The organism is Paludisphaera borealis (assembly GCF_001956985.1).
Taxonomy (GTDB): Bacteria; Planctomycetota; Planctomycetia; order Isosphaerales; family Isosphaeraceae; genus Paludisphaera; species Paludisphaera borealis.
The window spans coordinates 3,321,994-3,347,778 of record NZ_CP019082.1 but is presented as its reverse complement, the minus strand read 5'-3'; the positions used below and the strand labels follow the sequence as shown (position 1 = coordinate 3,347,778).

Here is a 25,785-nt window from a genome sequence, read left to right as displayed (position 1 = left end):
TGACCCGTTCTGAAGTGCCTATCGCCGTCGAGCCGACTTCGAGCGCGGGGAGGGCGGGAAATGAGAATGCAACAGACCCATCGCGCCTCTTACGACTGCCCGCACTGCCGGGAACCGCTGGAGGCGCGGGCCGGCCCCTGGCGCGGCTGGCTGCTCTGCCCCCGTTGCGGGCGTCCCGGAATGCCGCCGGAGCCGTCGAAGGACCGCGTCTCGCGATGGTCGCGGAAGGCGGTCGGTCACGGCTGGTTCGATGGTAAATCCAGCCCGCGCCCAGCGCCGGCCCAGGGCGTTTTCGTAACCCGGCCGGTTGCGAACCAGTCCTCGCGGTCAAGCATCGCCCACGTGGCCGCCGCGATTGGCTTGCTGGTCTTGGGCCCGCTGGCATGGATCGTGTACCAGAATCAGTTCAGCGCGGGCACGGTTATGCACGGTCTCTTGGCCCTCGCCCTCTGCTGCCTGCTCGCGATGGTTGGGAAGAGGAGATAGGGTCAAGGACGGGCGGGGGCCGGGTCGCTCGCCTCGGTCGGCGTCAGAGAGGGGGACGACGGCCGGCGTGCCTGGCGGGGGAGATCGGGGCGGGGGCGACGCAACTTCTCGTGCCGGGCCGACGAGCGATCGACGACGGCGTTGAGGTCGTGCTCGCGGAGGATGCGGTGGATGCTGTCGATCGAGGCGAAGACCCCCATCCGCCGACCCTGGATCATCTCGGCGTGGCCGACGCAGACGCCGACGAGCCGGCCCTTCCCGGTGAAGAGGCCGCCCCCCGACCGGCCGTGTTCGGGGATCTTGTCGGTGATGAGGAAGGGACGGTCGACGTCGCTCTCGTTGAGCTGAAACGAGGCGGTCTCGACCAGCTCGGTCTTCCAGCTCGACAGCTTCGCGCCCAGGTCGATCCCCACCGAGGTCAGGATCGAGTCGTCGGGCAAGGCGTCCTGGTCGTCCTCGGAGAGCTTCGCAACGTACGGCAAGGCGACCATCTGGCGGACCCGGAGGACCGCCACGTCGGCCGAGGCGTCGGCGCCGACGAGTTGGGCGGGAACCCGGCGCGGCCAGCGGCCCGGCGCGTTCGTCCGCCGCTCAAGCCCCAGGTTGTAGCGATGCAGCTCGACGAGGATCGGCCCCTCGGAGCGGACGACGTGGGCGGCGGTCAAGACGAGGGTGTCGTCGTCGACCGAGGCGACGACCGTGCCGCTCCCTTGCGAGGTGCCGCGCCGGATGATGACCGTCGGTCGAAATGTGCCGTCGTCGCCCGGCGCGACCGGGTCGAGTTGCCGCTTCCCGGCCCTGGCGGCGGGCTTCGGCGACGTCGCCGGCGCGCGTCGAATCCGAACCGCCGGCTCGGCCGCGGGCGAGGGCTCGGTCGGGCCCGCGTCCTGGGCGTGCAAGAAGGCCGGCGCGATCAGCAGGAAAGCCAGCGCAATCGTGGTCCGCATGTCGGCTCGCCGTGGGTCAGAGTGCGTCCGCGGAACTCTACCCACCATGTTGACCCGCCCTCGACCTCGTTTTCAAGCTGGTTTCGAGGAACCCGCGCCGGCGAGTGGCGAGTGGGCCACGCGCCGAGGCTTAATCGACCGCCCCGACCCCGGGCGAGCCGCCGCAGAAATCGAGGATCAGCCGTCGGTACCGGGGCGGGTCGACGGCCGTGAGATTGTGGTGGCCGGCTCCCGGGAAGGTCTCGATCCGACCGTGGGATCGGACGCGGTCGTAGAGGGCGAGCGCCTCCTCGGGCCACGCCAGATCGTCCGCGCCGCCCGCGAGGATCAAGACCGGCGTCGTGGCGGGGATGTGGTCGACGGCCCGCAGCGGGGAGATCGCCTCGAAGTCGGGAACGACCAGGAATGCGGCGATCCGCAGACCCAGGTAGGCCGCGCGATCGAGGAGCGGCGGCAGGTACGCGGCGGTTCGATGCCGGACGGCCGTCTTCAGATCCTGATACGGGCTTTCGAGGACGTAGCCCTGGACCCGGTCGCCAAGCTCCTCGGCCGCGAACGCCGCCGCCGCCGAGCCCAGCGAGACGCCGAAGACGATCACCGGCTTGCCGGGACGACGGTTGTGGAGGAAATCGACCGCCGCGACGACGTCATGACGCGCGCTGTAGCCGATGTCGTTGAAGTCGCCGGTCGAGTCGCCATGGGCGCGGAGCGAGATCAAGAGGACGGCGCAGCCGCCTTCGCCGGCCACGATCGCGGCGCGGTTCAGGCAGTGCGACCGACTCCCCTTGTTGCCGTGCAGGAAGAGGATCGACGGGGCGTCGTCGCGCCCGTCGGCGTACCACGCGCCGATCTGATGGCCGTCGCGGGTCGCCAGCCGATGCTCCTCCAGCCGCCCCCAGGCGACCTGCGGAGCCGGTTCGGGGAACGGAGCCCGTCGACGCTGCGTGAGCCGGTGCGCGACGGCGAACGAGACGAGCAGCCACGACGTCAGGCCGACCATCGCGAAAATCAGCCAGCGGCGCCGTCGCTTCGGCGAAAAGAACTTCTCGCGATCGATCGGCATCCGTCCCTCGCTCCTGTCGTATCGCTCGACGCTTCAAACGATCCGATGCGTGGTCGGGCTGGGTTGAATCGTCGACTGGGGTTCGGGGAGCGATTTGAAATAGAAGTAAACGGCGGTCAGCCCCAGGAGCAAGCTGGCGAGCGCGCCGGCCCAGGTGGTGGTACGGTAGAGCTTGAGCGCGTCGACCAGCTCCTTGGCCTTCTCGCCGTCGGTCGCCTCGACGATCGGCCGCTTCTCTTCGAGTTCGCGTTCCTGGAGCGTGTTGGCCTTCTCCAGCTCACCGAGCCGCTTGCGGAGGGCGGGCGCTTCCTTGGCGTCGGCTTCGGACTCCTTGAGGCTGGCGCGGGCGGCGTCGAGGTCGGCGGCGAGCTCCTTGGCGCGAAGGCCGAGGGTCTCGTTGATCGCGAGTTCGGCGAGCAGCCGATTGTGCGACTCGTCGCGGGCCTTGGCGGTCCGTTCGTAGCGGGCGATGAACTTGCTCGGGTCTTCGCCCCCGACCTTGTCGAGCAACGTGTCGACGGCCAGCCGCTGGCCCCCCGCCGCGTCGTCGAGGTGACGCTGAAGGGCGACGAGCGCCTCGGTCTGCTCGCCGAGCCGGGTGTTGAGCTGGAACAGCCAGAGGGCGGCGGCCAGGCCGACCACCCCGAGAAAACTGCCGAGCATCGCGAGCAGCGCCATGATCGACAGCCGTTCGGCGGGGCCGCCGGCGTGGGGATGAGCGGGACGACTGAGCATCTTGATGAGCTCCGCCTCAAGGCGAGGTGAGAGGGCCGAGCCCCCCTGCCCCGACGGGCTGGGGAGGTTTTCGAGATCGTTGGCCAGCTTCGAGAGCGCCAGCCGTTCCGTCCGCTCGGCGCACAGATGGAATCCGCCCACCTGGACCATCTTGCCGTCGGACCAGCGGAAGAATCCACGGGTCGACTGGATCGGGTCGACGACGTAAGCGACTTGCAGCGGCTGCGCGAAAAAATTCTGGTGGATGAACAGATCGTGATGTGAAAGAAAGATCCCGAAGCTGGGATGCGTATGATACCAGCCCACTATGTCGAGGTCGGGGTACAGCCGATCGCGGTCGCGGGTGATCTCCTCCCACGAGTCGTGCGTGTAGGTGAAGCTCGCCTGGGTGTTGGCGTAGTGCTTGGCTTCGAGGGCCTGGGTGATCCAGGCGAAGTGGTCGCCGGTCGCCGGGTCGACGCACTCCTTGCCCAGCAGGATGCCCCCCAGCTCGACCGAGACGTCGGAGAGCGCGTGACGCTCGATCAGGTCGGCCGGGCCCCGGTCGAGGAAGATCGGCAGGTCGTTCGGGCCGGGGGTCTGGCAGGCGACGCAGGCGTGCCGCGGGTCGCGGTCGGGACGCTTCACCCGCGCCGGCTCGCGATACTTGATCTCGCCGAAGACCATGTCGTCGCCGCTCAAGAGTCGAGCCCCCATCCCGAGGCGAGCCCGTCGCGGTCGCCGGCCAGCAGGAAGAACCGCGCGTCACCGTCTTCTTCATCGACGCGGACGACGTCGAACGGCGGAACGCCGACCTCGGCCAGCGTCCGCCCGGCCAGGGGAGTCCCCTCGTCGATCCGGCTGACGACCACCGGGCGTCCGGCCTCGCGGCATTTCGGGCAGACCGCATCGGCCTGGCGGACCCGCGTCCTCGGCCGCATGACCTCCTCGCGGCCCCCGCAGCGCGGGCACTCGACGGCCTCGACCAGCTCGCGGTCGAGCGTCAGGTGGAGCGGGCCGGAAAGCGCGGGCCGGGCCGCGTCGAACAGCGCGGCGACCGTCGCCCCGCGGCCGAGCGGAAGCGCGATCGGCTCGGGGTACGTCTCGTGGCTCAGGCAGTCGTCGCGGAACGGCAGCTTGGTCGTGTAGAACTGGTTGCCGACCCCGTTGAAGACCAACGCCGAGCCCCCCGCCACCGGCATGTCGTGCAGCAGCTTGAGCGCTTCTTGCACCTGGAGCGCCCCCATCATCGACGCGATCGTGGGCGCGGTGGGAACCTTGCCCGCCAGGATCTCGTCGCGCTTGAGCAGCGGGCAACTGTACCGCAGGTTCAAGAGCTGGTAGTCGCGCTCGGTCATCGCGCACTCGTAGCAGGCCGAATGCGGCGGCGTGAAGACCTTGACCACGCCTTGAATTTCCTGGATGCCGGCGTCGACCCACGGGGTGCTCGTTTTCCAGCACTGGCGGTTGACCCAGAGCCGGGCCTCGCGGTTGTCGAGGCAGCCGATGACCACGTCGACCTCGGCGAACAGCCCCAGGCCGACGTCGTTGAGCACGTCGCCGCGCATCGGCACGAACCGGACGTCGGGATTGATCTCGCCGGCCCGTCGGGCCGCCACGCGCGCCTTGGGAAGGCCGCCGTCGGCCGCCCGGAAGAGGACCGACCGCGACAGGTTCGAGGGCTCGACGTCGTCGAGGTCGATCACGTAGATCGTCCCCAGGCCGACGAGCGCCAGGTTCTTGATCACCTCGTTGCCGAGCGCCCCCGCGCCGACGACCAGCACCTTGGCGGCCGCCAGGCGTTCTTGCCGCCACCATGAGATCAGCCGGAGCCGGCCGTAGCGGTCGTCGTCGTCGATCCGCAGGACGTCGTCGTCGGGCGTCGATGGGTCGGGATGGTCGGGCTTCGTCAATCGATGAAGAGGATGTCTTCCTCCCCTCGCGACGGTTCCACCGCGCGGCTCTCGGCCGCGGGGCTGGTGGTGGTGGTCTCCAGAATCACCATCCCGTCGTCGTCACCGTCGGCGACGGCGGCGGCGGTCCGGGATGGTGGTTCGGGGGGCGAGGCCGGGGCGTCGTCCGGCGGCCGGCCGTACCGCTCGATGAACTGGCGGACCCGCGAGACCGGCGTCGGCCCGTCGGAAGCCGCCGACAGGAACCGCCAGGCCGACTTCGGCTTGGCGTCGTCCAGCGGCTTCGGATGGTCGGATCGACCGTCAGGATCGAGCCACCCCTTGGCCGCGCGGAGGTCGCGGATCGAGCGCGGGTCGGTCGGGAACAGGATCGTCGTCTGGTTGGCGACCCACAGGGCGGCGTCGCGGTTGTAGGGGCTGCGGATGTCGTAGTTGTGGTAGCGGGCCATGTCCCAGAGCATCGTGCAAAGCTCGTCGAGCTGGACGCTCGGGGCCCAGTGCGTGCCATAACCTCCCAGGCAGACCATGCCGATTTCGGAGATGTTGGGGTGGTAGATCGGCGTCAGCCAGCGGATTTCCGGGATCGTCCGGGGGTAGGACGAGCCGAGCTTGATCTCGACCCGATGCGTCTGGATCAACTTCACCTTGCCCCGGTCGCGCCACAGGCCCTTGCCCTTGAAAGCGATCTGGTAATGATGCGGTGGATTTCCCGAAGTCTGGAATTCGAAGACCGAGCTTTCCGAGCGGACGCGGTCGAGTGCGGCCAGATCGTTGTGAAGGCGTCGGGTTCGAGGCGAATCGTGCATGGCCATGCCGCGCGCCGCCGATCGGCGGCGCGTCCTCTCGCGTTAGGGAGTCGGATCGGGCCTTCGTTGCGAGGAGGCGACGCCGGACCGCTAGCCGGCGACCACCTCGGGATAGACGATCAGATGGTCGCCGTCGTGGATGCCGGCTTCAACGAGCGTCCAGGTCTCCAGCAGCCGTCTACCTCCCTCTTTATGGTCGAGGGCGTAGCTCATCGGCTGGCCGTCGGGGCTGGTCGCCGGCAAGTTCATCTTGGTGATGATGTTCGGGATGATCCGGCTTACAGGCACGCTGAATGCGATGACCGCCTTGACCGATTTGGCCCCGGTCTGGTCCAGAAACGTGACCTGCGTGCCCGTGGGATCGGCATTTCCGCCGTATGACATGGTCAGGATACCTCCTCGACATGCCTTTCGGCCGTCGCCCGCCAATATTGGGTCCGGAACCCCCGGAATCGCGTCTTCAGGCGTCCGCCGCGTGCGGGGAATCCCCCCGCTCGCGACCATCAATCACTGAAGATAACATTTGACCACCACGGGCGGAAAGCACTTTCCGACTCTCACTCCCCCTCGTGGCTTCGAATGAACATACGGATCGGCTCGGCGACGTCCGGCCGGACAATTCGGGCGATCGCCGAATCCGGCTCAAGCCGTGAATCCATGCAGTCGATCTTCGCCATAGATTGAAACGGATCAATTCAACGTGGGTGGGTCCGCGCGAAGGCCGCGCCGAATTTTTCGAGATTCGTGCATTCCTCCCAAGACGTCAGGACGACTGGATGCGGATACCCTGGGTCATTGCGATCGCCATGGTTCTGACCTGCCGAATCGCGGCCGCGCAAGCGCCCGACGCCCCGCCCGACCTCGCTTCGGCCGTCTCGGAAGGCGAAGCCGTGGCGCCGGCCGCCGTGAGCCCATTACCCAGCGCCCCTCGACCCCGCGTCGGCTTCCTGTCTCGGGGGCTGTTCAGCCGATGGTTCCGGAGGGTGTCGGCGGATGAACCGACGGACGCAGAAGGAGCGCCGGCGGCCGGGCCGGGCGCCGACGCGGGACCGCCGAGAGGGAGCCAGCCCGTCAGCGCGAACCCGGCGGCCGTCAACATCATCGCCGGCACCGGGGCGCTCGGGCGGTGGCTGGGGCTCGAAGAAGACTCGGGAATCCGGTTCGGCGGGCTCTGGGTCGGCGACGCCAGCGGCGTGCTGTCCGGCGGTCGCGACCCCGGGCACTGGGGGCTCAACAGCCTGACGATCTTCGACATCAACCTCGACGCCGAGAAGCTGTTGGGCGTGAAAGGCGGTTCGTTCGGAACCGAGTTCCTCCAATTCACCGGACAGAAGACCAACAGCCTGGCCGGCGCCTTCCCGGGCTTCGACTCGCTCGAAGTGACGCCGCCGCTCACGCGGCAGGAACTCTACCAACTCTGGTATCGGCAGGAGCTTTTCGACGGCAAGCTGGTCTTCCGGATCGGCAAGTCGGTGCCGACCTTCGACTTCAACAACGTGGTCAGGCCGGTGCCCGTCAGCGACCCCTCGGCCGCGATCCCGGCCGTCACGGGCTTGATCTTCACGCCGGTCTTCGTCAACCCGACGATGCTCGGCGTGATCCCCGGCTATTACAACTCGGCCACCGGGATCACGACGACGTTCGCGCCGACGAAGTCGCTTTACATGAACTACGGCTTCTATGACGGCAACCTCGCCAATCATCGCCAGACCGGCCTGGAAGGCCCGCGGTTCAACGGCTACTACTTCCACATCGGCGAGGTGGGCTACGCGTATCGGCTCGGCCCGCAGGAGAAGCCCGGCAATATCGGGGTCGGCGTCTGGGGACAGACCGGAAAGCTCGACACGTACGACCTCGGGGCGAATGGCAAACCCATTCAGGACAATGGCGCGAACGGCGTCTATCTGTTCGGCAGCCAGCGGTTGTGGTTCCGCCATCCGGGCGTCGACAGCAGCGGCGTCAGCGGCTTCTACCAGTTCGGGGCCAACAACTCCAACGCCCTGCTCGCTCGCCAGTACTTCGGCGGCGGCTTCACGGCCTTCGGCCTGGTTCCCGGCCGGCCAGCCGACTCGTTCGGCTGCGGCATGGCGTGGACGTGGCTCAACCGGGGCGACCATGCCGGAAATCTCTTCTTCCCGGACGCGACGGGGCCGCTCCAACTCAGTCCCAGCCAGCTCATGTTCCAGGCGTACTACCAGATGAAGCTGGTGAACGGCGTGTTCGCCCAGACGGCTCTGACCGACATCCCCACCCCCGGCCAGAACGCGACGTTGCCCAACGCCCTCGCAATCAGCTTCCGGATCATCGCCTTGTTCTAAAAGAACCCCAATCGGCGGCTGTCGTCGTCTCGCCGCGACATGCCGCGAGGTATTGAGCCGATCGTCGTTGCCTTTGAAACGAATGAAGATCAATATTCCGAAGTCTGGCCGAATTCGATCAGGAGCACGAGACATGGTGCCGTCGAGCCGTCGAGATTTCCTCGGAGTCGCGGGGATTGTGGGAGCCGCCGGGCTGGCCTCGGGCCTTGAGAGCGCATCCGGGGCCGCCTCGGCGCAACCGGCGGCTGAGGCCGGTGGCGATCTCGTCGACGTGTTGATCCTCGGCGGAGGCTATGCGGGGCTCTCGGCCGCTCGACACTTGAGATTGCGCGGTCGGAAGGTGGTCGTCCTCGAAGCCAACGATCGAACAGGAGGGAGGACGCGGGACCGGATCTTGGCGGGAGGCCGCCGCGTCGAGCTGGGCGGGCAGTACATCGTCCCGGACCAGACTCGCGTCCACGACCTCGCCCGCGAGATGGGCCTGGAGATGTACGCCTCGTGGAACGAGGGGGATTGGTTCCTCGACTTTGAGGGCCGCACCGCTCGTTACCGCACCTCGCCCGGCCAGTGCCTCGTGGACGCGCTGGGGCAGCCGCCCGAGGTTCGCACCGAGATCGAGACGACGGTGCAGGCGCTGTCCGAGTTGTACCCCGCGGTTTCGGCGGCCACGCCCTGGACCCATCCCAAGGCCCAGGAGTGGGACGGTCTGATGTTCGAGTCGTGGCTCGGCGACCGACTCAAGACCAGCGCGGCCCTCCGGTTCCTCACGCTCATGACGAACCAGGCCTTCTCGGTCGAGCCGTCCGAGATCTCGTTCCTTCAGATGCTCTGGTTCTTGAAAACCAGCCACGGCCTCCCGGGATGGGCGTTGGGCGGCCCGCAGGCCGATCGCGTCGACGGCGGCACGGGACTGCTGGGCGAGCGGCTCGCCAAGCTCCTCGGGGATGACGTCCGCGTCGGCCGCGCCGTGCGGAGCGTCACGCAGGACGATCGGACCGTCTCGGTCGACACGGCCCAGGGCTCGTTCCGGGCCCGCGCGGCGGTGGTCTGCCTTCCTCCTCAATTGACCAACACGGTGCGGTTCGACCCGCCCCTGCCCTCCGACCTCTACCGCGCGTTCGACGGCTTGCAGGCCGGGATGACGGTCAAGGTGCAGGCGGTCTACGATCGGCCCTTCTGGCGCGAGCTGGGCTGGTCGGGAAACGGGATCGCGTTCGAAGGTCCTCAAGCCTTCACCTTCGACAACACGCCGAGGGGCGGTTCGCCGGGCGTGCTGTTAGGCTTCATCAGCGCGGACCAGGCGACGAAATGGAGCCGTCTGGCTCCCGAACTGCGGAAGGCCGCCATCCTTGCGACGTGGTCGCGGGTCTACGGCGAACCGGCCCTCGCGCCGATCGACTATTTCGAGATGAACTGGCCGGCCGAGACGTTCATCCGATGCGGGCACGGCTGCCACCTCAGCCCCGGCTTGTGGAGCACGCTGGGGCCCGCGTTCGGCGGCGAGCGGATGCCCCGCTTCGGGCGCGTCTGGTGGGCGTCGTCCGACCTGGCCAAAGACTGGGTGGGCTACCTCGAAGGCGCCATTCACGCGGGCGAACAGGTGGGGCGCGAGGTCGACGTCGAGCTGGGCTGAAGCCGAGAGCCGAGAAACGAACGACCGTCCCGCACGAGCCGTTGCTCGCGAGGGACGGTTTATTTTTGTTCAATCAAGGGGCGAGGCTCAATCACCCGCCGTCGTCGTCGGCCGTCAGTAGTCGACCTTGTCCTTGCGGTTGTAGTATTCCTTCCAGACTTCGACGGCCTCGGGCCGCATGAACATTTGCTCGGAGATCGCGCGGTCCTTCGTGGGCTTGGCGAACTGCTCGTAGATGAAATCGTCGTCGAAGTTGCCGTACTTCTTCGAGTCGGCGACGACCGCGCCGAAGAAGACGCCGTCGAGGCCCGCCCAGTAGACCGTCGCCAGGCACATCGGACAGGGTTCCGCCGACGTGTAGAGGACGCAGCCTTCGAGCTTCGGCGACTTCAGCAAGGCGCAGGCCTGACGGATCGCGTGCATCTCGGCGTGCCAGGTGGGGTCGTTCTGAGCGACGACGTGGTTCATGCCGTCGGCGATGACCTTGCCGTCCTTGTCGACGATCACGGCTCCGAAGGCGCCGCCCGTCTTGTACTCGACGCCGGCCTTGCGGGAATTGGCGATCGCCCGCTTCATGAACTCTTCGTGCTTCGCCTTCGGGTAGCGAGCGTAGATCTCCTCGGCGGTGATCTTCTTTTTCTCGCTGGCCACCTGCACGAACGCCATGACCGTCTTGGACGGGACGGCCTGGAAGACCAGGAACCCCCCGACGATCAGGGCGCCGAACAGGAATACGCCGAGTGTGATCCGCCCCGCGCGGGCGTTGAGACCGAAACGTGCTGCCTTCATGGTGCGTCCTCAAACGAGTAGTGGAGTGGAAACGGTCGACGGAATCGGACGAATTTGTTCGGCGAAGTGCAGATCGTGGTCGAGTTCGCCGTGGATTGCAGTCATGCGTTGCGGTGGTTTCCAAACCGAGCGGCGAATCCGGTGCGTCCTTCCGTACCCCCTGGTACGATGAACCTTCGGGCCGACGCCTCATCCTCCGGAACCGTAGAACATGAACGGGTCTTAGTCTTCTCGCTTTTTGAGGATCACGCCGTGACTGGATCGCGAGTCGTCGAACTGGAGTCTCTGAAGCCCCGTCTCGAAGCCGCCGTCGAATTCGCCGCGCAGCAGGTGCGCGCGACGATCGAGCGGCGGCCCGACTACTTCCCGATCTACACGGTCGACGGTCGTTGGTTTCACCAGGGCGAGCTGTGGACCGACTGGTGCGGCGGGTTCCACGCCGGGATGATGTGGATTCTGGCCGAGCGGACCGGCGAATCCTGGTGGCGCGCTCAGGCCGAGCATTACGCGAAGCTGCTGGAACATCGCCAGATCGACCGCGACGTCCACGACCTGGGGTTCATCTTCCTGAACACCTATCTGCCCTGGTATCGCCTGACCGGCGACGAGCGGCTGCGCCAGGTGCTGATCCAGGCGGGGCGTACGCTGGCCCTGCGGTTCAACCCCAAGGGGCGGTATCTCCGCTCGTTCGTCGCGCCAGAGAGCCTGTTCATCGACATCATGATGAACGTGCCGATCATCTACTACGCCGCGCGCGAGACCGGCGACGCGGGCCTTCGGGAAGTCGCCGACGCTCATTGCCGGACGACGGAGCGGACGCTCGTGCGGCCCGACGGTTCGACGGCGCACGAGGGGATCTTCGACCTCGGCACCGGCGCGTTCCTCCGCCAGACGACTCACCAGGGCTTGCGGGCCGATTCGGCCTGGACGCGGGGGTTGGCCTGGTCGCTTTATGGCTTCACGACTGTCTATTCCTACACCGGCGATCCGGCCGACCTGGCGATCGCCAGACGGAACGCCGACTATTATCTCGCTCGATGCCCCGAGAGTCTGGTCCCCCCCTGGGACTTCGACGTTCCCGACGGCCCCGACAGGATCGACGACAGCTCGGCGGGCGCGATCGCCGCGTCGGGCCTCTGGGACCTCGCCCGCGCCTGCGAGCCCGCCGACCCGGCCGCCGCCGACCGCTACCGAAACGCCGCAATCACCATCCTCGACAGTCTTTGCTCCGACGCCTACCTGGCCTCGAACACGCCGGGCTGGGAGGGCGTCGTCCGCCACGGGGTCTACCACTTCCACAAGCGGCTCGGCGTCGACGAGTCGGTCATGTGGGGCGATTTCTTCTTTCTGGAAGCGGTCGACAAGGTGCTGCGGGGAGTCTGACGAAGGAGCTGAGGGCCGCCGTTTCGGTCGTTTGGTCGTCGCCTAGGTGCAATATCTCTTAAGGCATGGTAAGATACGGTTTTCGTCCCGGCCTCGCGCTGTCTCCGATCCGCGCCTGGACCCCCGTGCCGAAAGGATCTGGATCATGCGGCCCGACTCGACGAACGACAACCTGGGCGACGAGACCATTCCGTTCCCCCCCCCGCTCAACGGCGGCCTGCCGATCATCGACCCGGACGACGATTTCCTGGAAGACGACGGCGAGTTCGATTCGGACGACGAGATGGACGGTCTCGACGGCGACGACGAGCCGCGCACGGTGCTGATCACCGGCGCCTGCGGCAACCTCGGCCGCAAGCTGCGCGCCGCGTGGGCCGACGTCTACGACCTGATCCTCCTGGACGTCGAGCCCGGCGAGGACGACCCGGACGTCTTCAAGGTCGACCTGAGCGTCTTCGACGAGGACTGGATCACCCATTTCCACGGCGTCGACACGGTGGTCCACCTGGCGGCCAACCCCGACTCGACCGCCTCGCTCGAAGACCTGGCGGGACCGAACGTCGACGCGCTGGCCAACGTCTTCAACGCGTCGGCCCTCGCGGGGATCGAGCGGATCGTCTACGCCAGCTCCAACCATGTGATGTCGGGGTGCCGCGACGACGAGCCCGAGCTGATCGGAGTCGACCTGCCGCCGAAGCCCTCGGGCCCGTACGGAATCTTGAAGTACGTCGGCGAACGGTTCGGCCAGAGCCTCGCCCACGCGTTCGACGTGACGTTCATCGGCCTCCGCCTGGGCTATATCCAGGAGGGCGCGAACCGTCCCGAGACGCTTGAGGACGACTGGAGCCGCAAAATGTGGCTCTCCAACGGCGACCTCGTCCGTCTCTTCGACGCCGCCGTCGAAGCCGAGATTGAGGACCGGCTGTTCCTGGTCGTTAACGGCGTTTCGCGGAACCACGGAACCCCCTGGGACCTCTCCGACGCCGCCGAAGTCCTCGGCTACCTCCCCGAGGACGACGCCTTCGCCTCGAAGAACCACCCCGAACCCGTCGACGAGACGGTCTGAAGCCGCGAAACATCGCCGCGTTTCTCCCGGCCGGGTAGCGATTTCAAGTCGCTGCCCGAACCGGGATGATGAATCTCACGAAAAATGAAACGGCCGGTAAACTTCCGCGGCATTCGCTCTCTCGCGTGTCAGGATGGATCGAGGACGGGTCGTTCGGGGAACCATACGTCGATTGCGTTGAGATTAACGAACAAAGCGATTGGCCGGCTTCGGCCGGTCGGCGGACCGAGTTCGGGAGACCCGGCGCACGCCGAACTCCGATAAACAGAACAAGCGGAACAGGGGGCGGGAAGCTCTCGCGCGTCGCTTGGCCGGATGATCGCGGCGGTGGAAGGGACAGGAGGTCCTACGCATGAGCGGACGAAGCGTTTGGCTCGCGATCGTCGTCGCATGCGCGGCGGGGTGCCGGGCGGAAGTCGCCAGGGCTCAGGTCTCGCTCTCTGACGACATCATCGCCGCCGCTCAGGCGAAGAATGAGACCGAGAAGCGACACCATTCGAGCCTGGGGCGGTCGCTGGGGACAGCCGAGAGCCCCTACCGCCGCAAGCCGGGGTCGACGGACATCAATCTGGGCGGCGCCCCGCCCCGCCGCGCCGTGTTGCCGAGGCTGGCCCGGCTGCGAACGAGCACGTCGGCGTTCAGCCCCCCTCCCCAGGAGCCGGGCCGTTACGAGCAGGGCGTCGCGCCGAGCATCGAGCGGCTGCCACTTCCCCTTCGTCGCGGGCCGTCGCACAACTCGGAGGAAGACCTGGCGGCCTATGATGAGGAAGGACCGCCCGACGGCCTGACGCTTGACGCCTCGATCCGGCGGCTCATCGACGTCAATCGCGACCTCCGGGTCAAGGCCCTGGAACTCCCCCAGGCCGAGGCCGACATCCTGACCGCGGGGCTTCGCGAGAACCCTTTGGTGTTCTACGGAACGGACGACATCGCGTACGGCTCGTACTCGCCGGCCCGGTCGGGCGAAGTCGAACACGGGATCAGCCTCGTCTTGCCGATCGACTACACGGGCAAGCGTCGACGGAGAGTCGAGCTGGCGAAGAAAGAGCAATGCGTGTTGCGCGCCCAGTACCAGGACGCCGTTCGCGTCGCCATCGACGGCCTTTACACCGCCTACGTGGACGCCCTGGTCGCCCGTCAGGCGATCCGGGCCGCCGAGGACAGCCTCCGGCTCATCGACGAGTTGCTCAAGGCCCACGCCGCCGTCGCTTCGCCGACCGAGAAGGAACGCGAGGAACTCGACGATCTGACCGTCGAACGCGACGTCACCGAGATGGCCGTCGAAGACACGTACGAGCGGTACGGCAAGGCGCGGCAACAACTTGCAGACCTCTTGGAACTGGCGCCTGAGGAGGCGGAGTCGCTGGAACTGCGCGGCAAGATTCTCGTCCCCAGCCCCAAGCCGCCGCCGCTCGACGAGTTGATCGCGATGGCGAAGGAGCGCCGACCGGATGTGGTCGCGCACCGAATCGGGGTCGACCGTGCCCGAGCCGAATGGTCCCAGGAGAAATCCGAGCGGCTGTCGGACGCCTACTTCCTCTACTCCCCGATGAACTACCTCGACCGGTCGCAATCGCAGGAGCGGAGCGTGAACACCTGGGGCGCGGGGGTCTTCGTCTCGGTGCCGCTGTTCAACCGCAATCAGGGGAATGTGCGTCGGGCCGAGATCAACGTGATCCAGAGTCAGATTGAGGCGGACGTCGCCGAGGACCGCGCCGTCGGCGAGGTCCGCCATGCGTACAAGGACCTCGAGCATTCGCTCGGCGATCTTGAGCGGTTCGAGAAGGCGACCCTTCCGGCCATTCGTCGCAAGCGGGACCGCGCCCAGCGCCGGCTCAATTCGGGAGAAATCCACCCCGAAGACTTCCTGAAGGTCGAACGCGAGACGACTTCGCTGGTTCGCTTCTATCGCGACACCCTGACCCGACAGCGGCGGAACATGCTGAAGCTCAACACCGCCGTGGGTCTCCGCATCCTTCCCTGACCAGCCGCGTCGCCGCGTCCGCCCGACCGGAACTCGACTTGACCCTCGTCGCCATCCTGCTAAAAGAGCGGCGTTCCTCCGCTTCCGCATATCACGTCTTGCGACCTGGAGCGCGGCGCCGGAGCCTTTCCGTCGGCCGCTTCGTTGAGGACTCTCGGACAAGTCGACTTCGACCGCCCAGGACGGCCGGTTGAACACTACAGCCAGGGATGGGGGCCCTTCTCACGTGACCAGACAATCGAAAAAGCAACAGCCGTTGTTCCGTCGCCTCGTGTATTTCATCGTCATGGTGATGACCGGAGGAAGCGCGGGGATCGGCGGCTGGTTCTTCAAGGACTACCCCCAGCTTCAGGCGCTGACCGAAGCGGTGCTGGGCAAGTCCGTCGATGAGATCGGTCAGGGCGATGGGAGCGAGATCAAGGAACGGCTGGCGACGGCGGTTTCCCAGGTGCTGACGCGAGACCCCAAGCGGCCCGGCGTCTACAAGGTCCGGATCACGGAACTCAGGCTCGACCCCAAGCAGTTCACCGCCGGCAAGACGGTCGACATCCAGGCCGAGGTCCGCAAGATCGACGCCGAGGGGAAGAGCGTCCTCGTCTGGGAGAGCAAGTCGTTCGGCGAGAACCTCGCAGTGGTCGGCCGCGACGACCTGTCGGTCGACTGGAACAAACGCCCCTTCGAGATCGAGTGGCGGTCCGGCGATCAGATCGTCGTCGCGGCGTGGGATCGCAAGGCCGGCTTCTTCAGCCCCAAGACTTTCAAGATGGCGCTTCCCGAGCCCGACACCTTCCCGCTGGCCTCGGGACCGCATGTCCTGGCCGTCGTGTCGAGCCGGTCGGCGGATCAGTCGACGCTCAACCGGATCGTCTTCGACAGCCAGCGCACCGGCGATGCCGCCGACCGGCCGACTGTCGCGCGGAGGGGCTCGGACCGTCCGGCCGTCGACGTCGCCGAGCGACCGATCATCATCAAATGAGCCGCTTCAAACCAAGGAGGCCGGACGTGGCCATCCACTTATCGGTTGATCGGTTCGAGGGCGACGACAAGTCGATCGCCGTCCTCGTCGCCGACGACGGCGCGACGATCAACGTCCCCAAGGCGCTCTTGCCGCCGGGCGCGAAGGCCGGCGACGTGCTCACGATGACCCTCAAACGTGACGAGGCCGCCACCAAGAAGCTGGCCGACGACACGCGCAAGGTTCAGGACGAACTCAAGGCGACCGACCCCGGCGGAGACATCAAATTGTGACCGCCAAACTCTCCCGCCGCCTACGGGTGGTCGCCGCCTTCGTGTTCGCCGTCTCGTGGTTCGCCGCACCGGCCGACGCCCAGTGGTTCACCGGCCGTTCCGGGTCGTCGCCGTCGCGCCCGATGGTGACGATCGAAATCCTCGACGTCGGCCAGGGCGACTCGATCCTGATCCGGTCGCCCGAGGGCAAGACGGCCCTGGTCGACGCCGGCCCCTCGCGCGACGCCGCCGCGAAGCTGCTCAAGAGCAAGGGGATCACGGCGATCGATCTGGTCGTGGTCTCGCACCACCACAGCGACCACTACGGCGGCATGGAGCCGATCCTCCGCGACTTCAAGCCCAAGTACTTCGTAGCCACGGGCTCGTCGCACACGACCAAGAGCTACCTCAAGGTGCTCCAGGTCGTGAAGGACGAAGGGATCACCGCCGTGCAGCCGACCGCCAAGCCGAGGAAGATCGAACTCGGCTCGGTGACGCTCACGATTCTCCCTCAGCCGCCCGAGAACACGAAAGAAGAGAACGAGAACTCGATCGGCCTCCGCGTTCAGTATGGCGGCTTCGCGATGCTGTTGACCGGCGACAGTGAGACCGACGAGCGGCGATGGTGGTTGGCTCATTGTCCGGAGCTGGTCGGCGATTGCTCGATCCTCAAGCTGGCACACCACGGCAGCCGCAACGGCACCGATGCCCGTTGGCTCGAACTCGTCCAGCCCGACCTCGCCGTCGCCAGCCTCGCCAAAGGGAACAGCTACGGGCATCCCCACTCTGAGACGATCGCGCTCTTGCGCAAGTACAAAGTGCCGCTGTTGCGGACCGATCAGCAGGGGACGATCACCCTGGTCAGCAACGGCGAGACCTGGAACGTCGTCTCCTCCCCCCTGGCCCGCCGTCGCGCCCCGCGCGACGACGCCGCCGTGGCCGCGACCCGGGACGACGGACCAACCCGACGGCCGTCGCGGACGCCTTCCCGGACGCGCTGAGCCCGCCTCGCTGATTCCAGCGAAGCGAGTGGTGCGGGGTCCATCCATGGTGTAGAATTCGCTGCCGTGAGGCCGTGCAAGCGGGCGTCCACGTCGCCGACGTCGCTCGATCGTCGCGCTCCCGGCTCGCCCGCGTCCTCGAATTCCGCACCATCGACGAGACACCCCGGACATGGCCCGATCCATCGCATCTCGCCGCGCCGCGCGCCGGGCCGACCTCCAGGTTGAGAGCCTCGACGGCCGGCTGCTCCTGAGCGTGAGCAATCTGCCCGTGGTCGGGCCGACCTATCCGAACGATCCCCAGTTCAACCAGCAGTGGGGGCTCAACAGCCCTTCCGACATCGACGTCGACGCCCCCGAAGCCTGGACGGTGACGACCGGCAGCCCCTCGACCATCGTGGCGGTCATCGACTCGGGCGTCGACCTGCGCAACCCCGACCTCGTCGGCCGGCTCTGGGTCAATCCGGCGGCCTCGCGGCGCGGCAAGATCGTCTACGGCTGGAACTTCGTCAACAACAACGGCAACGTTCAGGACCAGTTCGGCCACGGCACGCACGTCGCGGGCGTCATCGCCGCCGCGGCCGACAATCGCAAGGGGGTCGTCGGCCTCGACTGGAACGCGCGGATCATGCCGCTGAGGACGCTCGCCGCCGACGGCTCGGGCACTCTGGAGAACGCCGTCGCGGCGATCCGGTTCGCGGTCGACAACGGGGCGCGGGTGATCAACGCGAGCTGGGGCTCCGACTTGCCCGACGACGACCTGTACAATGCAATCGCCTACGCCGATCAGAAGGGGGTGGTTTTCGTCACGGCCGCCGGCAATGACGGAGTGAACTCCGACGTCGTGCCGATCTACCCGGCCGCGTACCATCTGCCCAACGTCCTGGTGGTCGCGGCGGTCGACCCCGCCGGCAACCTCGCCTCGTTCTCCAACTACGGGCTCCATTCGGTCGACCTCGCCGCCCCCGGCGTGACCATCTACAGCACGTACCCGCCGCGCACCTACGGGCTGCTCTCGGGAACCTCGATGGCCGCCCCGTACGTGACAGGGGTCGTCTCGCTCCTTGTCGGCCTCCATCCCGACTGGTCGGCCGAGCAACTGGTCCAGCAGGTGCTCGCGACGGTCAAGCCTCTGCCCGGCCTCACGGGCAAGACGGTGACCGGCGGGATCGTCGACGCCGCGCAGGCGGTCGGCGTCTCAGGCTCGGGGCCCCACGGCGACCAGTACGTCAGCCTCCCTCTAACGACCCACAAGATCGCCACGCGATCCGCCGCCATCCCTCGCACTCCCGGCCGCCGCGCGCAGAGCCAGGCCGCCGCGTTCCTCCCGGCCCGTTCGACGGCGCTCGTCGCACGGCCGGAGCGTGCCGGTGCTCGCCAGGCAAGGCCCGCCTGGCGGGGAGGGGTTCGGGTTTCGGCTTCGGCATGAATGAAATTTAATAATTCATGCGATCGCCCTTTCCTGTTCTCTCGCTTCGATGTACCATCCCGGACCCTGGGAAGGGGAGGCGGCGTGCTTCGGGAACGCTCAGGGAGGAGCCGGCGATGTCACTCTCGATCCACCCTCCGTCGTCGTCTTCGGGCGGCGACGAGCCCGGCTTCGGGACGTTCCGCGATCCCCGCACGTTCGTGCGCGTTTTCGTCGGCGCGTTCCTCCGCGACGTCCATTCGTTCTATCCCGGCTGTCGGATCGAGCCGGTTCCCGCGCCCGGCGCGGGCCGGCTGACGGTCGCGTCCGGTCGGTCGAATCCCGGCGACGGACTCGGATTTGAGATGGCCGACGAGGACGGAGATCGGACGACGGCGGTCTGGGTCTCGCTGTTCGGGACGTGGCATCGGCTGGTCCCGGAGCGTCCGCTGGGCCTGGGCGCGCAGGACCGTCGGTTGATCCGGGCGGTCGCCGCGGTGCTGGAACTGAACTTCCAGATCCTCTTCCGCCGGTCGCGGATGTCGATCCTCCAGTTGCGCCGGGGTATGCCGGAAGACCACTACGTTGCGGCCTGCCTGGAGCCGTCGGCCTACGCCCCGGCGGCCTCGGCCACGAGCCGGATCGCCGAGGCGATCCTGACCCTTCGCACCATGGCCCTCTCGACCTACGAGAACCGCCGCGTGACCACCGGCGCGCTGATTCTCGGCTTGGTCGGCGACCGGGGAGAAGGCGAGGACCGCCGTCCGGCGCCCCCCGAGGCGCTCGACTTCGGCGTCGAGCTGACGAGCCTCAAGAGCCTGCACCGGCTTTGCGACGGCCGCCGCACCCTCTTCCTCGTCGACCGCGACGGCAAGCTGGCCGACGTCGTCGACATCCGCCGCTGGGCGGGCCGCGACGATCAAGCACTGGCCGACGAGACGCCGGCGCGCGACGTCCCCTGCGCCCGGTCGTATTCGGCGCACGCTCGGGCGACGCGTGGAGGGGGCGACGTCTGCCTGGTCTTGAGCCCGAACCAGGAGATCAAGGTCTTCGCCGACGGCATGCAGGCGTTCGTTTTCGCCCACGGCCGCTGGCGGGTGCTCGACCCCGAGTCGAAGTTCGCCGTCTGGCAAGCGGCCCTCTCGAACCCTCGCCTCGCCCGCATCCTCTTCCAGGCGGCCCTCGACCTGGCAGAAGAGCGGCAGGGGGGCCTGCTGGTCGTCGTCGACGACTCGTCGCAGGCGATCGGCCGGCTGCTGGCCCCGCAGGACGTCCTCGACTTCGAGACGGAGGCTGGGGGGGAACCCGAGCCGGACCCGGAGCCGGGACCGACGGCTCTCCAGGTGGTCGACCCGTGGAGCGACGCGGCGACGGCCGGCGAGCCGGTGGTCGAGGCATTGACCAAGGGGTCGATCCGTTACCTCGCCGGAAACCGCTCGCTGCTGTCGCTCGACGCCTCGGTGGTCGAGGCCCTCGCCTCGCTCGACGGCGCGCTCGTGACCGACGGCGACGGGCGGCTGCTGGCCTTTGGCGCGATCCTCCGCCACGACGCGCACAGCAGCATCCAGGCGACGGCGGAAGGAGCGCGCACCACCGCCGCGATCGTCGCCAGCCGGTACGGCCCGGTTCTCAAGGTGAGCGAGGATGGCATCGTCTCCTGTTTCCTGGGGGGCGAGCGGGTCTGGGATTTGTGACTTGTCGGCCCACGCCCCGAATCCGAAGATGATGGGAGATGAACAACAAGACGACGGCGGGACGATTTCGCAATGACGGACAAGACGCGATACGAAGGCGAACTTGAACTGGTCAAGGCCCTGGCGATCGAGGCGGCGGCCGTGGCGATGCGGCGAGCGAAGCTGGTCAAGCCCGAGGAGAAGGCCAACCACAGCTACGTGACCGACCTCGACAAGGACCTCGAACAGTTGATCCGGAAGCGGCTGGGAGAGGCCTACCCCGATGATCGGCTTACCGGCGAGGAATTCGCCGCGTCCGGGGGCGAGGGCCGCCGGCGCTGGTCGATCGACCCCATCGACGGCACCGGCAACCTCGTCCACGGCCTGCCCCTCTGGGCCGTCAGCATTGGCCTGATCGAAGACGGCGTGCCCGTCCTCGGCGTGATCGCGATCCCCCCGCTCGGCGAGCTGTTCTGGGCCGTCAAGGGCCATGGCGCCTGGCGCGACGGCGAACGCCTGCATGCCCGCGACGCCGAGGTCTTCCACACTCAGGACAACGTCTGCCTGGGCACGAACGCCATGCGCACGGTCGACCCGCGTTCGATCAAGGGCCGGCTTCGCGATCTGGGAAGCGCTTGCTGCGAGCAGGTGTTCGTAGCCGCCAACCGGCTTCAGGCGTGCGTGTTCCTGGGCGAGCAGACGCACGACGTCGCCGCCGGGGTCGTGATCTCCAGCGAGGCCGGCTGCGTGTTCGGCACGCTCGCGGGCGAACGGCTCGACCCGGCCGAGATGGTCCGCCGCACGCCGGTCGCCACCCCGACGTTCGTCGCACCGCCGAGACGGCTGGAGGCGATCCTGAGCAAGGCCCGCCTCTACCCCGCCGCGACGGAGCGGTCCTGACCATGCGCCGGGTGGTCGCCAGCTTGCCCGACGGCAACGCCGAGCTTTGCCTCGTCCGCATGGGGTTCCAGGTCCGCGGCCTCTCCGGCTGGTTCCATGCCCGGACGCTGCGCGCCGCGATCGCGCGCGACGCCGACCGGGCCGTCGCCGAAGGCGCGGGGCTGCTGGGCTCGGAATCGTTCACGATCGCTCGCGGCCATTTCGGCGTCCTGCAATACTGGAGAAGCTTCGACGCCCTTGACGCCTGGTCGCACCGGCCTCCGCACTCGGAATGGTGGCGGGCGGCCGTCGACCGGATGAGGCGGAAGCAGGACCTGGGCGTCTACCACGAAGTCTTCCTGGTTCCGGCGGCGAACCTGGAATCAATTTATCTCGACTGCGAGCCGGCCGGATTGGCCCGGTTCGGAAAGCTTGGCGAACCGGTCGGGCCGTCGACGACGGCCCGCGGCCGGCTGGGAATGATGAGGCGCTGAATGACCGGATGTTGGGGAGTGAAGAGTTACGAGAACGACGACGCCCACGACGCCCTCGACCGGGGCTTCGAGCGGGTCCACGGCGACGTCTACGACGACCTGATGGACGACGGCAACCCGCTGTCGTTCGACCAGGTCCAGAAGCAACTGGCCAGCCCCGAGACCCTCGCCGCCGCGATGGACTTGTTCGAGGAAGAAGCCGGCTCGAACCGCGAACTCTGGGACGACCTCGACCGCCTGGGCTACGCCGGGATCGTCGTCCGTCACGTTGAGCTGGGCGTCGCCGTCGCCGACGACCTTAAGGCGACCGCCGCCGCCTTCCTCGAAGCCGAAGCCATCGACTGGGACGAGCCCACCCTGCGCAACCTCCGCCGCGAAAAAGAAATCGCCATGCTCCGGCGGTGACGCGCGGCCCTGGCTCCGATTGGACCTCGCGACGACTCACCACGGAGGAATTGGAGGACACGGAGGGGAACGGCCCAATCTTCAAGGCCGAATCTCCTCCGCCATTGGCTTCGTTCGCGCCGAAAGTCCCGGAGGCCCACTGCTCCGCAGCGCCTCTCGACGGCCTGGAAGCCCCGTCGCGGCCCTCCTGGCGTGCCGCGGCGATTGGGTTCGTTCGTAGCTCGCCCTGCTTTCGGCCAGTCCGATCAAGTCCTTTGCTATACAGGCTTTAGGGTTATCGTCGCGACTGGCTTCCTTCGGCCGAAAAGCTTCCTGTTTGGGTTCGCTCGTCTCCTGTCCCGGCCGTCGATCCGCCGAGCGACCGTCCCGCCGTCGGTTCCGACGGATTGGGTTCCTTCGCGCGTTTTTTGCGAACCGTCGGCACGTTGCGGATGGCCTTTCCCCATTTCATTAAACAGCCGAGTTGCCAAAGACGCCGGACGACTTGGGGAGTCCTCCACGATAAGTCTACTACCGGATCGCGGTGTTGGATCGTGGCTTTCTCGTTCGCGGGGGTCCACGAACGGATGTAGGGGCGTCCCTTGGGGGTGCCCGGTCCGCGTCGGCGGCCACGGCGACCCACGATCTGTGTGCCTGCCTTGCGCTGAGGGCACCCCCAAGGGACGCCCCTACAGCGTTACGGGTTCCTGGCCCGTCCGCGAGGTCTGGTGGGAAAGATCATCGCGACACGTCCAAAATAGGTCGTTGTTCGTGGACAGGCCCTAGTAGTCCGCCAGACTCGTTTTGAGGAGTGTCGTCAGACGGCGGCATACCACTCGATCACCTCGTCGATCGCGTGTCTGGATGCAATTTCTTGGGCTTTCTCTATGCTCTCGGCGTCCCAATCGGAGACTACTTCCCAGTTCCGGTCGCACTTAAACAGGTAGTATGGTCCTACGTCCGGATAGCGGCAGATGGCCATCGCCGCCACGGAGATCACGCCAATGTCGGCCGGGTCGGCACCATACGGAATCGTGTGAAACCGACCCAGGCGACTCTCCGTCCAGAAGAGAACGTTCGAACCGTCGAGTTGTAGGGGAGGCGAGGGCATTTCGTCCATCTCCTTGGGGCTGGGCCGACCACAGTTTTGTAGGGTGGGCATCGCCCGCCGTTCCAACCCATGACGGCGTAACCCTTTCGGATGGTTGGCAGTGCTCACCCTACTAATGTTGTATCGCCGGTCGCCGGGGTTGCTGGCCCATGGGAGAGTTCTTAAACAACCGAGGCCCGGCGCCAATCTCGCGATCGACGCCGGGCCTCGGTTGTTTTCGGGGGGATGGTCGACCGGGCCGGCTCAAAGCATAGGCAGGTCGAGCTTCTGTTCGCCGGCGATCTTGCGAAGCTTGTCGACGCCGCGCGATTCGATCTGGCGGACGCGCTCCTTGGTGATGCCCAGCTCGCGGCCGAGCTGTTCGAGGGTCCGTTCGGCGGCGCCGCCGAGGCCGAACCGGCTGGTGATGATCAACCGCTCGCGGTCGTCGAGGCGGTCGAGCATCCCCTTGATGGCCTCTTGCATCCGCTTGAGGGCGCTCTCGTATTCGTGCTCGTCCATCCGGTTGTCGGCGGCGGCCTCGAACATCTCTTCGTGGCCGGTGACGAACCGATCCCGGCGGTAGTTCTCCTCGGGGATCGTCCGGGCGTAGTTCTTCATGATCGCCCATGACGCGTACGTGCTGAACTTGTTGCCGCGAGCGTAGTCGAACTTCTCGACCGCGCGGATCAAGCTCATGTTGCCGTCGGAGACCAGCTCGAAGAAGTTGTTCGACGGGCCGACGTGCCGCTTGGCGATCGAGACCACCAGCCGCAGGTTCGACCGGATGATCTGGTTCTTGACCGCCAGGGCCTGTTCCTGCAACTCCTCGATCCGGTCGAGATCGGTCGTTTTGACCTTAGCGGGGTCGATCTTCTCGCGGAGGGCGACGGCCTGATGCTTGAGATAATTCATCTGGCGGAACAGGTGAGCTTCCTGCTCGCGGTCGAGCAGCGGGACCTCGTAGAGGCTCGCCAGGTACGGGGGCAAACCCTTGGGGGCCCGGGGCCGGCGCGGGGGCTTGCCGTCGGCGGGAGCGGGCAAGGGCGCCAGGATCGTCTTCCGGGACGAGGTCAGGCCGAAACTCTCGTTGTCGATGAACTCGAGCTTGGTTTCGAGGAGCCGCGTGGCGCGAACCTCGTTGATCAGTCGGTAGATGCTCGTCCGGGTGCGGTGGTACTGGGTCGCGAGAACTTCGGCCGAGACCCCCATCTTGTGGCGGAGATAAATCTGAGCCTTGGCGTCGTCGTCCAGTGGAGTCGTGGAGGGGCCGAAGATCGCCCGGTCCGGGTGCTCGCGATCGTACGACTTGAGCGTCAGTCTCACGGTTTCGGTTGAGCGTGCCATCTTACGAGCAATCCTCCGCGCGATCTCGACCAGGCCCACCTCGCCCGGCCGAAATTGCGACATGCGACGGGCGCGGCGGATGATTTCATCGCGCTCCGCGTCGGTCAGTTGTCGAAACTTCGAGCCTCGTTCCACCTGGCCGCGATGATCGGCCACAAACCGTTCCAGGCTGGATTCCAGAAAACCGACTTTGGCCCGCCCGTCGATCACGAACCGACGAGCTACCAGGCCCTGCCGCCGCCACCGCGTCACCGTCCGCGTGGAGACGTTGTATTTCTTGCTCACTTCGCCGACCGTCAGCACCGGCTCGGTCGCCTGCTCGACGGGTTGCCGGACGGTCGCCGACAGGTCCTCGACGAACAACCGCAAGTCGCGCTGAACCTCGTGGCCCTCGAGCATCAAGGCCGACCAGGCGTCGGGCCGGAAGCCCGTGATCCGGAAACAGACGTAGTCGTACGGGTATCGCTTCGCCTGATCGATCTCGCTCAGCAACTGCTCGGCCTTTTCCACCTGCTCGAGCCGCCGCTCTTTGGGAGCGTAGCGCGTCTGCTGATCCTTGAGCTGCTTCATCGCGGGGTGGCAATACGCTTTACCCATGCTCCACCTCCTCGACGCGACCCACCTGCCCTGGATTCAAGATGACTTCGCGCACGCCCCTACCTACCCAATTCCCTATAAGTCGAATTCCAAGCTCTCGCCACGACGATGAAATTAAGACCAGGGCGCGAGATCAACGGAAATCGGTTCTCGCCGGCTCTTGACTCAAGCATTCGTCGACGACCACCCACATATTTAAGAAGTATGCCGTCGAATTCCGCCGAGGCCCGGAAAATCCCGCCGATTCGAAAAATCGGACCTCCCTGCTTTACGTCCGTCGAGCAAAAGAGATCGAGGATTCTCCCGAGTCACACCCCTTTTCCTTTTCTACACAGAGCCTCGTCGACCCCCAAAGGTTCCCGGTACGTCCCGCTTCTCCACCGGATTCAGCAATATCAGCAAATCATGTACCAGTCGGTTTGGTCCGGTTCCGGAAGCGGTCGCCGACGCTCAGGCTTCACCGTTTGCGTCGAACGCTCGTTTTAAACAGACGTTTGAAGTCGGCGGTTTGTTCGGTCGATCCCCATCGAAAAAGTCGATTCCCCCGTTCCTACTCGGTTTGACGGGTGAACTGGACGGTCTG

Annotated in this window: 23 protein-coding genes; 14 read left to right on the top strand and 9 right to left on the bottom strand. The window is 66.8% G+C overall.

Annotated features, from left to right (window positions below; translation table 11 throughout):
• The first annotated feature begins 60 nt into the window (after nucleotides 1-60).
• On the top strand, nucleotides 61-486 hold the full coding sequence (locus BSF38_RS12945) for a hypothetical protein (RefSeq protein ID WP_076346204.1): 426 nt from the start codon (nucleotides 61-63) through the stop codon (nucleotides 484-486).
• A gap of 2 nt (nucleotides 487-488) precedes the next feature.
• On the opposite strand, the gene BSF38_RS12940 is transcribed toward BSF38_RS12945, so the two are convergent.
• The 6 genes from BSF38_RS12940 to BSF38_RS12915 form a co-directional block, all read right to left on the bottom strand.
• Entirely contained in the window at nucleotides 489-1,433 is a 945-nt protein-coding gene (locus tag BSF38_RS12940) for a S1 family peptidase (protein ID WP_076346202.1), read from the bottom strand.
• Nucleotides 1,434-1,563: 130 nt separating this feature from the next.
• Entirely contained in the window at nucleotides 1,564-2,496 is a 933-nt protein-coding gene (locus BSF38_RS12935; RefSeq protein ID WP_076346200.1) for an alpha/beta hydrolase, read from the bottom strand.
• Between the two features lie 33 nt (nucleotides 2,497-2,529).
• Nucleotides 2,530-3,912, bottom strand: a complete 1,383-nt coding sequence (locus BSF38_RS12930) for a Mov34/MPN/PAD-1 family protein (RefSeq protein WP_076346198.1) — start codon at nucleotides 3,910-3,912, stop codon at nucleotides 2,530-2,532.
• On the bottom strand, nucleotides 3,909-5,123 hold the full coding sequence (locus tag BSF38_RS12925) for a HesA/MoeB/ThiF family protein (RefSeq protein ID WP_076346196.1): 1,215 nt from the start codon (nucleotides 5,121-5,123) through the stop codon (nucleotides 3,909-3,911). The genes BSF38_RS12930 and BSF38_RS12925 overlap by 4 nt, the downstream gene beginning before the upstream one ends.
• On the bottom strand, nucleotides 5,120-5,935 hold the full coding sequence (locus tag BSF38_RS12920; RefSeq protein WP_076346194.1) for a ubiquitin-conjugating enzyme E2: 816 nt from the start codon (nucleotides 5,933-5,935) through the stop codon (nucleotides 5,120-5,122). Before BSF38_RS12920 ends, BSF38_RS12925 begins: the two co-directional genes overlap by 4 nt.
• 84 nt (nucleotides 5,936-6,019) lie before the next feature.
• Nucleotides 6,020-6,313 carry an EsaB/YukD family protein gene (locus tag BSF38_RS12915; RefSeq protein WP_076346192.1) on the bottom strand — a complete coding sequence of 98 codons (294 nt, stop codon included), beginning with the start codon at nucleotides 6,311-6,313 and terminating at the stop codon, nucleotides 6,020-6,022.
• Nucleotides 6,314-6,705: 392 nt separating this feature from the next.
• Here BSF38_RS12915 and BSF38_RS12910 point away from each other — a divergent pair, with 392 nt between their 5' ends.
• Entirely contained in the window at nucleotides 6,706-8,247 is a 1,542-nt protein-coding gene (locus BSF38_RS12910; protein ID WP_237170865.1) for a carbohydrate porin, read from the top strand.
• A gap of 133 nt (nucleotides 8,248-8,380) precedes the next feature.
• Nucleotides 8,381-9,880, top strand: a complete 1,500-nt coding sequence (locus tag BSF38_RS12905; protein ID WP_076346190.1) for a flavin monoamine oxidase family protein — start codon at nucleotides 8,381-8,383, stop codon at nucleotides 9,878-9,880.
• Nucleotides 9,881-9,994: 114 nt separating this feature from the next.
• Here the strand turns inward: BSF38_RS12905 and BSF38_RS12900 are convergent, their stop codons facing one another.
• Complete coding sequence (locus BSF38_RS12900; protein WP_210405716.1) at nucleotides 9,995-10,669, bottom strand: nucleoside deaminase; 675 nt, start codon at nucleotides 10,667-10,669, stop codon at nucleotides 9,995-9,997.
• A 252-nt stretch (nucleotides 10,670-10,921) separates the two neighbouring features.
• On the opposite strand from BSF38_RS12900, the gene BSF38_RS12895 reads away from it, so the two are divergent.
• From BSF38_RS12895 to BSF38_RS12845, 11 genes are all read left to right on the top strand, one after another.
• Nucleotides 10,922-12,052 (top strand): glycoside hydrolase family 88 protein, encoded by a 1,131-nt coding sequence (locus BSF38_RS12895; RefSeq protein WP_076346188.1) that lies wholly within the window; start codon nucleotides 10,922-10,924, stop codon nucleotides 12,050-12,052.
• Between the two features lie 145 nt (nucleotides 12,053-12,197).
• Nucleotides 12,198-13,118 carry an NAD-dependent epimerase/dehydratase family protein gene (locus tag BSF38_RS12890; RefSeq protein ID WP_076346186.1) on the top strand — a complete coding sequence of 307 codons (921 nt, stop codon included), beginning with the start codon at nucleotides 12,198-12,200 and terminating at the stop codon, nucleotides 13,116-13,118.
• Between the two features lie 352 nt (nucleotides 13,119-13,470).
• Nucleotides 13,471-15,102 carry a TolC family protein gene (locus BSF38_RS12885; protein ID WP_076346184.1) on the top strand — a complete coding sequence of 544 codons (1,632 nt, stop codon included), beginning with the start codon at nucleotides 13,471-13,473 and terminating at the stop codon, nucleotides 15,100-15,102.
• A 226-nt stretch (nucleotides 15,103-15,328) separates the two neighbouring features.
• A complete protein-coding gene (locus tag BSF38_RS12880; protein WP_145952104.1) occupies nucleotides 15,329-16,078 on the top strand; it encodes a hypothetical protein in 750 nt (249 codons plus the stop codon).
• Nucleotides 16,079-16,104: 26 nt separating this feature from the next.
• Complete coding sequence (locus BSF38_RS12875; RefSeq protein ID WP_099091975.1) at nucleotides 16,105-16,350, top strand: DUF3006 domain-containing protein; 246 nt, start codon at nucleotides 16,105-16,107, stop codon at nucleotides 16,348-16,350.
• Complete coding sequence (locus tag BSF38_RS12870) at nucleotides 16,347-17,330, top strand: ComEC/Rec2 family competence protein (protein WP_076346178.1); 984 nt, start codon at nucleotides 16,347-16,349, stop codon at nucleotides 17,328-17,330. Before BSF38_RS12875 ends, BSF38_RS12870 begins: the two co-directional genes overlap by 4 nt.
• A gap of 172 nt (nucleotides 17,331-17,502) precedes the next feature.
• Entirely contained in the window at nucleotides 17,503-18,759 is a 1,257-nt protein-coding gene (locus BSF38_RS12865) for a S8 family peptidase (protein ID WP_076346176.1), read from the top strand.
• Between the two features lie 116 nt (nucleotides 18,760-18,875).
• On the top strand, nucleotides 18,876-20,432 hold the full coding sequence (locus BSF38_RS12860) for a hypothetical protein (protein ID WP_076346174.1): 1,557 nt from the start codon (nucleotides 18,876-18,878) through the stop codon (nucleotides 20,430-20,432).
• A gap of 72 nt (nucleotides 20,433-20,504) precedes the next feature.
• Nucleotides 20,505-21,311: an inositol monophosphatase family protein gene (locus BSF38_RS12855; protein ID WP_076346172.1), complete on the top strand. Its 807-nt coding sequence runs from the start codon at nucleotides 20,505-20,507 to the stop codon at nucleotides 21,309-21,311.
• A 2-nt stretch (nucleotides 21,312-21,313) separates the two neighbouring features.
• Nucleotides 21,314-21,784, top strand: a complete 471-nt coding sequence (locus tag BSF38_RS12850; protein WP_076346170.1) for a phenylacetaldoxime dehydratase family protein — start codon at nucleotides 21,314-21,316, stop codon at nucleotides 21,782-21,784.
• A gap of 18 nt (nucleotides 21,785-21,802) precedes the next feature.
• Nucleotides 21,803-22,189, top strand: coding sequence for a hypothetical protein (locus tag BSF38_RS12845; RefSeq protein WP_237170864.1), 387 nt, complete (start codon nucleotides 21,803-21,805; stop codon nucleotides 22,187-22,189).
• 796 nt (nucleotides 22,190-22,985) lie between these two features.
• On the opposite strand, the gene BSF38_RS12840 is transcribed toward BSF38_RS12845, so the two are convergent.
• Together BSF38_RS12840 and BSF38_RS12835 are read right to left on the bottom strand one after the other, a co-directional pair.
• Nucleotides 22,986-23,279: a hypothetical protein gene (locus tag BSF38_RS12840; RefSeq protein WP_145952103.1), complete on the bottom strand. Its 294-nt coding sequence runs from the start codon at nucleotides 23,277-23,279 to the stop codon at nucleotides 22,986-22,988.
• Nucleotides 23,280-23,522: 243 nt separating this feature from the next.
• A complete protein-coding gene (locus BSF38_RS12835; protein ID WP_076346164.1) occupies nucleotides 23,523-25,202 on the bottom strand; it encodes a sigma-70 family RNA polymerase sigma factor in 1,680 nt (559 codons plus the stop codon).
• Between the last annotated feature and the right edge of the window lie 583 nt (nucleotides 25,203-25,785).

Excerpts from the sequence above, each read along its gene's own strand:
- BSF38_RS12945 (WP_076346204.1), top strand. The coding sequence starts at position 61 with ATGAGAATGCAACAGACCCATCGCGCCTCTTACGACTGCCCGCACTGC.
- BSF38_RS12940 (WP_076346202.1), bottom strand. The coding sequence starts at position 1,433 with ATGCGGACCACGATTGCGCTGGCTTTCCTGCTGATCGCGCCGGCCTTC.
- BSF38_RS12935 (WP_076346200.1), bottom strand. The coding sequence starts at position 2,496 with ATGCCGATCGATCGCGAGAAGTTCTTTTCGCCGAAGCGACGGCGCCGC.
- BSF38_RS12920 (WP_076346194.1), bottom strand. The coding sequence starts at position 5,935 with ATGGCCATGCACGATTCGCCTCGAACCCGACGCCTTCACAACGATCTG.
- BSF38_RS12915 (WP_076346192.1), bottom strand. The coding sequence starts at position 6,313 with ATGTCATACGGCGGAAATGCCGATCCCACGGGCACGCAGGTCACGTTT.
- BSF38_RS12910 (WP_237170865.1), top strand. The coding sequence starts at position 6,706 with ATGCGGATACCCTGGGTCATTGCGATCGCCATGGTTCTGACCTGCCGA.
- BSF38_RS12905 (WP_076346190.1), top strand. The coding sequence starts at position 8,381 with ATGGTGCCGTCGAGCCGTCGAGATTTCCTCGGAGTCGCGGGGATTGTG.
- BSF38_RS12900 (WP_210405716.1), bottom strand. The coding sequence starts at position 10,669 with ATGAAGGCAGCACGTTTCGGTCTCAACGCCCGCGCGGGGCGGATCACA.
- BSF38_RS12890 (WP_076346186.1), top strand. The coding sequence starts at position 12,198 with ATGCGGCCCGACTCGACGAACGACAACCTGGGCGACGAGACCATTCCG.
- BSF38_RS12885 (WP_076346184.1), top strand. The coding sequence starts at position 13,471 with ATGAGCGGACGAAGCGTTTGGCTCGCGATCGTCGTCGCATGCGCGGCG.
- BSF38_RS12865 (WP_076346176.1), top strand. The coding sequence starts at position 17,503 with ATGGCCCGATCCATCGCATCTCGCCGCGCCGCGCGCCGGGCCGACCTC.
- BSF38_RS12860 (WP_076346174.1), top strand. The coding sequence starts at position 18,876 with ATGTCACTCTCGATCCACCCTCCGTCGTCGTCTTCGGGCGGCGACGAG.
- BSF38_RS12855 (WP_076346172.1), top strand. The coding sequence starts at position 20,505 with ATGACGGACAAGACGCGATACGAAGGCGAACTTGAACTGGTCAAGGCC.
- BSF38_RS12850 (WP_076346170.1), top strand. The coding sequence starts at position 21,314 with ATGCGCCGGGTGGTCGCCAGCTTGCCCGACGGCAACGCCGAGCTTTGC.
- BSF38_RS12840 (WP_145952103.1), bottom strand. The coding sequence starts at position 23,279 with ATGCCCTCGCCTCCCCTACAACTCGACGGTTCGAACGTTCTCTTCTGG.
- BSF38_RS12835 (WP_076346164.1), bottom strand. The coding sequence starts at position 25,202 with ATGGGTAAAGCGTATTGCCACCCCGCGATGAAGCAGCTCAAGGATCAG.